This is a genomic window from Roseateles oligotrophus (genome assembly GCF_014204525.1).
GTDB classification, from domain to species: domain Bacteria; phylum Pseudomonadota; class Gammaproteobacteria; order Burkholderiales; family Burkholderiaceae_C; genus Paucibacter_A; species Paucibacter_A oligotrophus_A.
The window spans coordinates 199,878-209,361 of the sequence record NZ_JACHLP010000008.1 but is presented as its reverse complement, the minus strand read 5'-3'; the positions used below and the strand labels follow the sequence as shown (position 1 = coordinate 209,361).

The 9,484-nt window shown below is 68.3% G+C and carries 7 protein-coding genes and 1 pseudogene; 3 read left to right on the top strand and 5 right to left on the bottom strand.

The features are described from left to right. Positions 1 to 318: 318 nt before the first annotated feature. The 5 genes from HNP55_RS19355 to HNP55_RS19335 all read right to left on the bottom strand — a co-directional run bounded on the left by HNP55_RS19355 (position 319) and on the right by HNP55_RS19335 (position 6,005). Entirely contained in the window at positions 319 to 1,713 is a 1,395-nt protein-coding gene (locus tag HNP55_RS19355; RefSeq protein ID WP_184303221.1) for a DUF3138 family protein, read from the bottom strand. A gap of 69 nt (positions 1,714 to 1,782) precedes the next feature. Continuing rightward, on the bottom strand, positions 1,783 to 2,886 hold the full coding sequence (locus HNP55_RS19350) for a polyamine ABC transporter substrate-binding protein (RefSeq protein ID WP_184303218.1): 1,104 nt from the start codon (positions 2,884 to 2,886) through the stop codon (positions 1,783 to 1,785). After that, the gene (locus HNP55_RS19345) at positions 2,883 to 3,986 is read right to left on the bottom strand and encodes an agmatine/peptidylarginine deiminase (RefSeq protein WP_184303215.1); all 1,104 of its coding nucleotides are present in this window, start codon (positions 3,984 to 3,986) and stop codon (positions 2,883 to 2,885) included. The genes HNP55_RS19350 and HNP55_RS19345 overlap by 4 nt, the downstream gene beginning before the upstream one ends. 4 nt (positions 3,987 to 3,990) lie before the next feature. Continuing rightward, positions 3,991 to 4,947: an N-carbamoylputrescine amidase gene (gene aguB / locus HNP55_RS19340; RefSeq protein WP_184303212.1), complete on the bottom strand. Its 957-nt coding sequence runs from the start codon at positions 4,945 to 4,947 to the stop codon at positions 3,991 to 3,993. Then, positions 4,944 to 6,005 carry an agmatine/peptidylarginine deiminase gene (locus tag HNP55_RS19335; RefSeq protein ID WP_184303209.1) on the bottom strand — a complete coding sequence of 354 codons (1,062 nt, stop codon included), beginning with the start codon at positions 6,003 to 6,005 and terminating at the stop codon, positions 4,944 to 4,946. The genes aguB and HNP55_RS19335 overlap by 4 nt, the downstream gene beginning before the upstream one ends. 158 nt (positions 6,006 to 6,163) lie before the next feature. Between HNP55_RS19335 and HNP55_RS19330 the strand changes: the two genes are divergently transcribed. From HNP55_RS19330 to HNP55_RS19320, 3 genes and pseudogenes are all read left to right on the top strand, one after another. Beyond that, on the top strand, positions 6,164 to 6,673 hold the full coding sequence (locus HNP55_RS19330; protein WP_184303207.1) for a hypothetical protein: 510 nt from the start codon (positions 6,164 to 6,166) through the stop codon (positions 6,671 to 6,673). Positions 6,674 to 6,725: 52 nt separating this feature from the next. Then, positions 6,726 to 8,072 (top strand): hypothetical protein, encoded by a 1,347-nt coding sequence (locus HNP55_RS19325; RefSeq protein ID WP_184303204.1) that lies wholly within the window; start codon positions 6,726 to 6,728, stop codon positions 8,070 to 8,072. Positions 8,073 to 8,199: 127 nt separating this feature from the next. Beyond that, positions 8,200 to 9,484 (top strand): annotated as a pseudogene (locus HNP55_RS19320) (hypothetical protein); the annotation flags it as partial.

Here is a 9,484-nt window from a genome sequence, read left to right as displayed (position 1 = left end):
GACTTCGTTGTCTGACTCGCGCCCCTTGTCTGAACGGAGCGTAGCGCAGTGAGTTGGGCGCGGCCCAGCGAAGCTGAGCACCGCAACGCACCCCGCAGGGGCCAGGCTCCGGGTCGCCTTTTTTGCCTACTTTTTTGGCGAAGCAAAAAAGTAGGTCGCCCGCCGGGGCGAACTCCCGGCTGGGCCGTCAAACAAGACAAATGGTTGATGGCGCTACGCGCCGCGTCGGCAAGCCTTCAACCCAGGCTGAGACTCGTCACCGGGCCAAATTCAGTGACATGCTCTTAAGCTCCAAAGAGAGTCGAACATTGCTCCAAGTCAGAAACTCATCACCAGGGCCCCGCCGAAGATCTGATTGCTGCGCCGGTACTGGTCGTCGCCCAGGTCCAGAAAGACCGGCAGGCTGGCGCGGTCCAGGCGGTATTCCAGCTTGAACAAGGTGTTGGCGTCCCAGGCGTAGCGCAGGCCCAGGGCCAGGGCGTAGCGGTCGGCGCCGCGCTCGGGGTCGCCGCCGGGTGCCGGGCCCAGGCCGTTGCGGCCATCGGCAAAGCTATAGCCCAGGGCGCCGCCGCCGTGCTGGCCGTTGCTCAGATAGTCGGCCCGCAGCATGGCCTCCAGCTTGGGGCTGAGCTTGTAGGCTGCCAGGGCCGAGAGGCCCCACCAGCGGCTGTCACGCAGCTCGCCAGTTAGCGGGTCGGCGCTGATGGCGGCGCGCTTTTGCAGGCCGCCGCCGATCTGGCCGCTCAGCGTCCAGTCGCCGCGGATGAAGTAGCCGTCTATTTCCAGGGTATGGGTCCAGCTGTCGCTGGCGTCGTAGGGCAGGCCGCTGACGGGGTTGCCGGCCGGGTCCAAGGCCCGGTAGTTGGGCAGGCGGCCATGCAGGCCGGCCAGGCCGAAACCGCTGAACTCGCCCTTGGCGTAGTCGATGCGGTAGACCAGGGCGGGCGCCTTCTCGCCTGCCTTGCGCCGGGAGCTGTTCACATTGGCCAGCAAGCCCTTGAGCAACCACTTGCCGCGCGCCAGCTCCAGGCCGGCGCCGGTGTAGACGGCGGGCAGCGTGAAGTCGAACAGCAGGTTGTGGGTGATGAATTTGTTCAGCGTGGCCTGCATGGGCTCGTGGCCGGACCAGTCGGGGATCTGGCCGGCGATCAGCCGGGTTTGCAGATCGCCCAGGGGCAGAGAAACGCTGGCCTCGTGGATGATGGACTTGCCGTCGATGGCGATGCCGCCGCCGCCCCGGTTGGGCGCCAGGGTCAGGCGCCAGCGGCTGCCGCCGTCCAGCTCCTTCTGGAAGTCCAGCATGGCCATGCCGAAGGCGCCGTTGTCGATGGCGTACTCGCCGCCGTCGCCGGCGTTGAGGAACTGGAAGCCGGCCCGGTCCTGCCCGCTGCTATAGAGGTAGACCGGGTCCATCATGCCGCTGATCTTCAGGCCCTTGTGGCCCAGGCTTTCGTGCCATTCCTCCAGGGCCTCGGTCTTGACGGTGATGCGCCCCAGCTGGCGCGCCTGCTCGGGCGTCATGCCCCATTGGCCGGCTTGAGGCGTGGCCGCCTTCAGCTGCGACTCCAGCTCCTGCACCCGGGCCTGCAATTGGGTCATGCCCTCCTGCATGCGGCGCAGCTCCTGCAGCAGCTCGGCCGGCTGGGCGATGGCGCAGCCCGGGAGTGCCAGGCCCAGAGCCACGGCGATGGCGTTCAATGCATGTGTTTTCACGCGTTTCTCCTGTTTTTTGGCAAGACCTGACCCCGCCGCTCAGCAGCGTGTGTGTGACCAGGGCTGAGTTCAGAAGCCCGACTTGAAGGCGGTGAAGCTGCGCGCCATCAGGCGGCGCATATCGTTGTTGACGGCGCCTTGCACGCCCATGCGCTGGATCTCCGCCTCGCTGGGGTAGACGGAGGGGTTGCCGGCAATCTCGGGCCGGACGAAGCGGCGCGCCTCCTTATTGGGGTTGGCGTAGAACAGCTTGTTGGTCAGGCTGGCATGCACCTCGGGCCGCATGATGTAGTTCATGAAGGCATGGGCATTGGCCACATGCGGGGCGTCGGCCGGGATCACCAGGGTGTCGAAGTACATGATGCCGCCGGTCTTGGGCAGCAGGGCCTCGATGCGCTGGCCCGACTTGCCCTCGATGGCGCGCTGGCGTGCGCTATTGAGATCGCCCGACCAGCCCATGGCCACGCACAGGCTGCCGGAGATCATGTCGTCGATGAAGCCGGCCGAGCTGAACAGGGTCACATAGGGCCGCACCGATTTCAGCAGGGCGTTGGCGGCCTGGTAGTCGGCCGGGTTGCTGCTGCTCAGCGGCCGGCCCAGATAGTGCAGCACGGCGGGCAAGACCTCCGATGAGGAATCGAGGTAGGACACGCCGCAGGACTTGAGCTTGGCCACGTACTCGGGCTTGAAGAGCAGGTCCCAGGCGTTCTCGGGCATGGGCGTGCTGCCCAGGGCGGCGCGCACCTTGTCCACATTGATGCCCACCGTGGTGTAGCCCCATAGCCAGGTCACCATGTACTGGTTGCCGGGGTCGAGCTTGTGGACCTGGGCCTGGATCACCGGGTCCATATTCTTCAGATTGGGCAGCAAGGCCTTGTTGAGCGGTTGCAGCAGGCCGCCGTCGGCCTGCATGCGGGCCCAGCCGGTGGAGGACATGACGAGGTCATAGCCCGTGCGGCCCGCCACCAGCTTGGTGTGCAGGATCTCGCTGCTGTCGAAGGTGTCGTAGCGCACGCGGATGCCGGTCTCCTTCTCGAAGTTGGCGATGGTGTCGTCGGCGATATAGCTGGACCAGTTGTAGAAGTTGAGGATTTTTTCCTCCGCCTGCGCCAGGCCGGGCAGGGCCAGGGCCAGGCCGGCCAGGGCCAGCAGGGATGAGGGCTGCAGCTTCATGCGGGCTCCTGTTGGGTGACGCAGTGGATGCCGCCGCCGCCGGCCGCGATCGCGTCGATATTGAGTTGCACGATTTCACGCTGGGGCAGCAGGTCCTGCAAGATGTTGCGGGCGATGGCGTCGGCGCGGGCGTCGCCGAACTCGGGCAGGATCAGCCCCTCGTTGACCAGGTAGAAGTTGATGTAGCCGGCCGCGAAGTCGGGGTTGTTGCGGCCGCCGCGGGTCTGGGTGGGGCCGGTCAGCGGGATCACGTCCAGCAGCCGGCCCTGGGCGTCCTGGGCGGCGCGCAAGAGGTTCAGATGCTTTTTGGTGACGGCGTGGTCGTAGGAATAGGGGTCGCTGTCGTAATGCGCCACCACCACGCCGGGGCGGATGAAGCGGGCGTAGAAGTCGGTGTGGGCGTCGGTGATGTCGCGGCCCTTGATGCCCGGCAACCAGATGATTTTCTGCAGGCCCAGCAAGGCCATCAGCCTGGCCTCGGCCGTGGCCTTGCTGATGCCGGGGTTGCGGTTGCTGTTGAGGATGCAGCTCTCGGTCAGGATGGCCGTGCCCTGGCCGTCCACCTCGATGGCGCCGCCCTCCATGATCAGGCCGGCCTTGATGGCCAGGGCGCCGGCCGCGGCCGAGGTGAGGGCGGCCACTTTTTTGTCCTGCGCGCAGGCCTGCTTGCCGCCCCAGCCATTGAAGCCGAAGTCCAGGCCGGCCGCCTGGCCTTGCGGGTTCTTGACGAAGACGCAGCCGCTGTCGCGCATCCAGACATCGTCCAGCGCGGCGGAGAGCAGCTGCACCTCGCTGCCGCAGTACTGGCGCGCCAGGCCCAGCTCACCCGGGCGGGCCAGCACGGTGACGGGCTCGAACTCGGCGATGGTGCTGGCGATCAGGCCCAGATTGGCGCGCACCTGGGGCAGCAGGCTGCTGCCCCAGACCGTGCGGCTGGCGCCAAAGGCCATCCAGGTCCGCTTGTGCTTGGCGCCTTCATCGGGCATCAGCCAGGGCGGGGGATTGGTGGCGGCCTGGGCCGGGAGGCTGAGCAGGCCGGGCAGGGCCAGGCCGGAGCCGGCGGCCATCAGATGCTGGCCAAAGTTTCTGCGGGTGATCATGGTTTTATTCCTGTCGGTCGGAGGGGAGGGCTTGCGCCGGGCGGCGCAGATCGGGGCGGATGTGCTGGCCGTCGCTGCTGAGCAGGGCGGCATACATCTCGGGGCGGCGGTCGCGGAAGAAGCCGAAGCTCTGGCGGTCCAGGCGCATGGACTCCAGCTCGAAGCGGTGGAGCAGGATGCATTCGTCCACCCGGTTGGCCTCGGCGACCTTCTCGCCCAGGTGGTCGGCGATGAAGCTGCTGCCGTAGAAACAGGTGCTAAGCCCTTGTTGCTGCGGATTGCCGTTGCCCAGGCCGGTCTCGCGGCCGATGCGGTTGGCGGCCACCACCGGCAGCATATTGGCCGCCGCATGGCCTTGCATGGTGCGCTGCCACTGGCCGGCCGTGTCCATCGCGGCGCTGTGCGGCTCGGAGCCGATGATGGTGGGGAAGCACAGCACTTCGGCCCCCATCAAGGCCAGGCAGCGGGCGGTCTCGGGGTACCACTGGTCCCAGCAGATGGCCAGGCCGATGCGGCCGAAGCGGGTCTGCCAGACCTTGAAGCCGGTGTCGCCGGGAGTGAAGTAGAACTTCTCGGTATAGCCCGGCCCGTCGGGGATATGGGTCTTGCGGTAGACGCCGAGGATGCGGCCGTCGGCGTCCGCCATGGCCACCGAGTTATAGGCCGCGTTGCCGGCCCGCTCGAAGAAGCCGATCGGGATCACCACCCCTAACTCGCCCGCCAGACGGGCAAAGTGGGCGATGCGGGGGTTGCCCTCAAAGGGCTCGGCCAGCTCCAGATGCTGCACGTTCTGGTCGATGCAGAAATAGGGGCACATAAAGAGTTCGGGGCAGACGATCAGCTGCGCGCCGGCGGCGGCGGCCTGGCGGATCAGGCGCTCGGCGCGGTCCATATTGGCTTGCAGATGCCAGTCGCCCGAGGCCATCTGGATGGCGGCGACGCTGAGGTGGCGTTCATTCATGCTGGGACTCCTGGCCGGGGCTGTTGTTGGGTGGAGCAATGGGCCGCGCCGCCGCCCAGGGAGATGGCGGCGATGGGCAGCAGCTCGACCCGCCGGCCCGGGAAGGCGCGGGCGAAGACGGCCCGCGCCTGCGCGTCCTGCGCTACGCCGAAGGCGGTGGAAATAACGGAGCGATTGCTCAGGATGTAGTTGGAATAGCAGTCGCAAAAACGCTCGCTGCCGTAGTTGGCGGCGCCGCGCGGCACGGGCAGGTCCAGCAGCTCGAAGCGGCGGCCCTGGGCATCTGTGGCCAGCTGCAGGGCGCGGCGGTTTTCTTCCATGCTGCGGTGGTAGTCGCCCATGTCCGGGTCGGCGGCATTGAAGAGGATGCGGCCGGGCGCGCAGAAGGAGGCGATGCCGTCCACATGGCCGTCGGTCTCCACCTCGGCGGCGTGGCCGGGCAGCCAGACGATCTTGCTAACACCCAGCATGCGCCGCAGCTCGCGCTCGATCTCGGCCCGGCTCATGCCGGGGTTGCGATTGGGGTTGAGCAGGCAGCTTTCGGTGGTCAGCAGCGTGCCTTGGCCGTCAACGTAGAAGGAGCCGCCTTCCAGCACCATGTCCGAGCGCTGCAGGGGCAGACCCGCATGCTCGGCCATGTCCTGCGCCAGGCGGGTGCAGCCCGCGTAGGGCTGGTATTTCTCGCCCCAGGCATTGAAGCGAAAGCCCAGGGCCAGCTGGCCAGCGCCGCCGACCTGGTTCAGAAAGATGGCGCCGCAATCGCGCACCCAGTTGTCTTCCAGGTCCAGGGCCAGGACCTGGACCGAGGGGCCGCACAGGGCTTGCGCCCGTGCCGCTTGCGGGTGGTGGGCGGCGACGATGCAGGTCTGGTCCTGGGCAATCGTGCGGGCCAGCAGGGCAAAGGCGCGGCAGACCTCCTCATAATGCTCGCCCCAAAGCTCTTCGCGGTTTTGCAAGACCGGCCAGCCCAGCCAGGTGGCCGCCATGGGCTCCCATTCGGCGGGCATGCGGTAGCCCGCGCTCGTGCAATCAAAGTCCAGATCGGTCGGATGGTCCATACGCCTTTGTCCAAAGCCCTTGTGATGGCTGCGGATGGTGTCCGGACTCGGCTTGAGAAAAAAGCGAGATTTCTTCGTTTGATTGATCTGGTTTGTTCATGTCTTGCGCCTGGCTAGAATCCCGCGCCAGCTAGCGATCCCCACAAGCAGTAAAAGCGATGACGAGCACGACCCACACAGACGGTTTTGAACAAGCGGTGCAAAGGCTTTTGGAGGCCGAGGGCTTCTGGGTGCGGCGTGCCGTCAAGGTCAATCTGAGCCAGGACGAGAAGCGCCAGATCGGCAAGACTTCGGCGCCCCGGCCCAGCATCGATATGGTGGCCCTGCATCTGGCGCGCGGCGAGCTGCTGGCGCTGGAGGCCAAGTCCTATGCCGACACGCCCGGCGTCAAGCTGGCGCAGATGCAGGAGGAGCACGAGGTGCCGGCCGGGCGCTTCAAGCTCTTCACCTCGGAGCGCTATCGCAGCGTCGTGCTGGCCCGTTTGAAGCAGGATATGGTCGAGGCCGGCATGGCCTTGCCCACGATGCATGTGCGCCTGGGCCTGATCGCCGGCAAGGTCAACCAGGGCCAAAGCCAGGCCATCCGCGAGCTGATGGAGGCGCGCGGATGGCTGTTCTGGTCGCCCGACGATATCAAGGCCCGGCAGCAGGCCGGGCAGAGCGACTAAGCCTGAAGTCAGGCCGAGCGCGCTTCCGCCGCTCAAATGCGCAGCTAGACTGGTGCCAAAGCCTTTTGCTTTTGCCCGCCTGGCCCGCCACGTGTTCCAAGCCCGACTCCTTTCTTTTGCCGCCGCCCCAGGCAGGCGCCCGCGCGCCACCAAGCCGCGTGCCAAGCCGCTGCCGCAGGCCCAGCTCAAGCAAAGCCTGCTGCTGGCGGCGCTGCTGCATGTCTGGCTGGTGCTGCTGCTGGGCAATGCGCCGGGCGGCACGGCCAAGCCGGGCGAGGGCGTCTGGGGCCGTTTGAACATCAGCCTGCGTGGCCCCGAAAACGGTGACCCCGGCGGCGCGCCACCCCTGCCCGAGGACAACGCCGGCCCGCCGGGCCCGGCCAAGCAGGCGCGCTTCGGCGGGGCGCCGCGCCCCTTGCCCGCGGCCGATCAGCCCCAAGCCAGCCAGCCCGGTGCGGCCCGGCTCGGAGCCTGGCAGGCCGCACCGGCCGAGGCTCAGACCGAAGCCCCGACTCAGCCTCAGCCCGAGCCTCGGCCGAATCTTGCGGCCGAGGCCGTGCCGGCGCCGCGGCTTGTCTCTGCGGTGCCGGCCGTGGCCGCCTTGCCCAGCCAGGCTCTGCCCGCGCCGGCGCCGTTGAATGTGCCCAAGTTTGAGGCGCTGCCGGCCGCGCCCGAGGCCCCAGCTCAGCTGAAGGCTTTTGATGCGGCCGCTGGCCCGGCCGTGCAGCGCGCCCCTGCCAGGGCCTCGCTCAAGCCGGGCGCCGCTCAAACGGCGCCCCAGGCCCTGGAACTCGCCCCGGCTTTGCCCGCCTTGCAGGGCCGGCCCGAGCCTGCTCCGGTGCCGGTGCCAGTCGTTGCAGCTGAAGCTCCGCCGCAGCCCAGCAAGGTCCTGCCCGAGCCTGCCGCCTTGCCCAGCCTGGCCGCCCAGCCCTTGCAAGCGCCACCGGTCTTGAAGCCGCTGGCCTCCAGCGGCCTGGAGCGCGCGCCGGCGCTGGCGCCCGCGCCTGCAGCGCTCGACCCGGGCGCGGCGCAAGCCTCGGCCGAGGCCCGCACACCCGCGGCCGTTCCGCCGCAAGGCCGTTTGGGCGCGCCGGATGCGGGCTCGCGCCTGGGGCACGATGTGGCCACGCCGCCCTCGGCCTCGGCCTCGGCGCCGCAAGCGCCTTTGCAGCTCAATCTGTCCCTGCCGCCACGGCCGCGCGGTGGGGAGCTGTCGGGTCGCGGCAGCCGCGGAGTGCTGGACTTGATGCCCACGCCGCCCGAGCGCAAGTCCAAGCTCAGCCAGGAGATGGAGAACGCCGCCAAGCAGGACTGCCGCAAGGCCTATGCCGAAGGCGGCCTGCTGGCGGCGCTGCCCCTTGCCGCCGATGCTTTGCGGGACAAGGGCTGCCGTTGGTAGTTCGCCGGACGGGCGTTGCGGGCCGCGGCCATCACAATACGGCATGGCCGCCGGTGACTCCTGGGATTCCTCCCGCTCTTCCTCTTCATCCTCTTCAAGCACCTCGTCTTTTGACCTGGACAAGGTCTTGGACGACTTCAACCTGCGCCTGCGCGCGCTCAACAAGCCGCTGGACCTCAGCATCTCGCAAGAGACTTTGAACGCCAACACCGCCATGTTCCAGGGCCGTCAGTTGCCGGTTGCGCCCTCGGCCGCGGCGGCCCGCGCCGGCAAGCGTTGGCCTATGGTTGATGTGGTCGATGTGCAGGACATCAGTGGGCGCACAGCGCCCACCGCTTTGCCCGAGCCTGGGCCGGCGGGCGAGCTTGTCGATGAGGTCTTGCCGGCGCTGGGCGACCGCACGGCCGCTCCCGCCGCCGCCAAGCGGCGCAGCCGCGAGCATTTGCCCTGGGTCGAGGAGCTGGATCTGGCCGCCGAGCGGGCCGAGGCCGCTAGGCTTGCGCAAGCGGCGGCCCGTGCCCAGGCCTTGGCTCAGCTATTGCAGCAGCGCCAGCACGAGGCATTGCAAGTCTGCCAGGCCCTGCAAACACAGGCCCGGCAAGGCCTGGCCCAGGCCGGGCTTGAAGCCACGGCCCTGGCCCAACGCCTGAGCTGGCCCGTGCTGGTGAGCGCCAGCCTGGCACAGGCACAGGCCCGCATCCATGCCTGGCGTGGTGCACTGGGCGCGGCCCTGGCGCAGGCCGACGGCCTGGCCCGGCAGCTGCAGCAAGACCAGCAGCAAGCCCAGCGCCGCCAGGCCGCTGAGCGCCTGGCCCGGGCCGCAGCCTTGCGCCCTTGGCAGCAAGAGCAGGATCAGCGGGCCGCCGACCTGCTGGCCCTGCAACAAGCGCGTGCCGCTGAACTTCGGCGTTTGTTGCAAGCCCAGATCGACGCAGCCCATGTCCAGCTCGAGCTTGGGTTGCAGAACCTGTTGCAAGAGGCCTCACAGGCCTACAAAAAAACCCAGGCCTTGTCGCGCCGCCGCGCCACCCTGGCTGCCAAGAAACTGACCGAGCAAGCCGAGGCGGAGGCCCGGCTGAGAGCTGCGCGCGAGTCCGCTGAGAAGATCGCCCAGGAAGCGGCGGCACGCCTGGCCGCCGAGCGCGCTGCCGAATTCGCTGCACGTGAGGCGGAGCGGCAAAGAGCAGAGCGAGCAGCCAGAGAGCAGGCAGCGCAAGAAGCTGCGGCCCGCCGTGCTGCCGAGCAGGCTGCACGTGAAGCGCAGCGTCAAAGAGCCGAACGTGAGGCCGCCGAAAACGCCGCCCAGCGCGCTGCCGAACAGGCCACCCAAGAAGCTGCCGAACTTGCGGCACAGCAGGCTGCCGAAGCGTTAAGGCTGCGACAGGAGCAAGAGGCCGCTGCGGCGGCTGAAC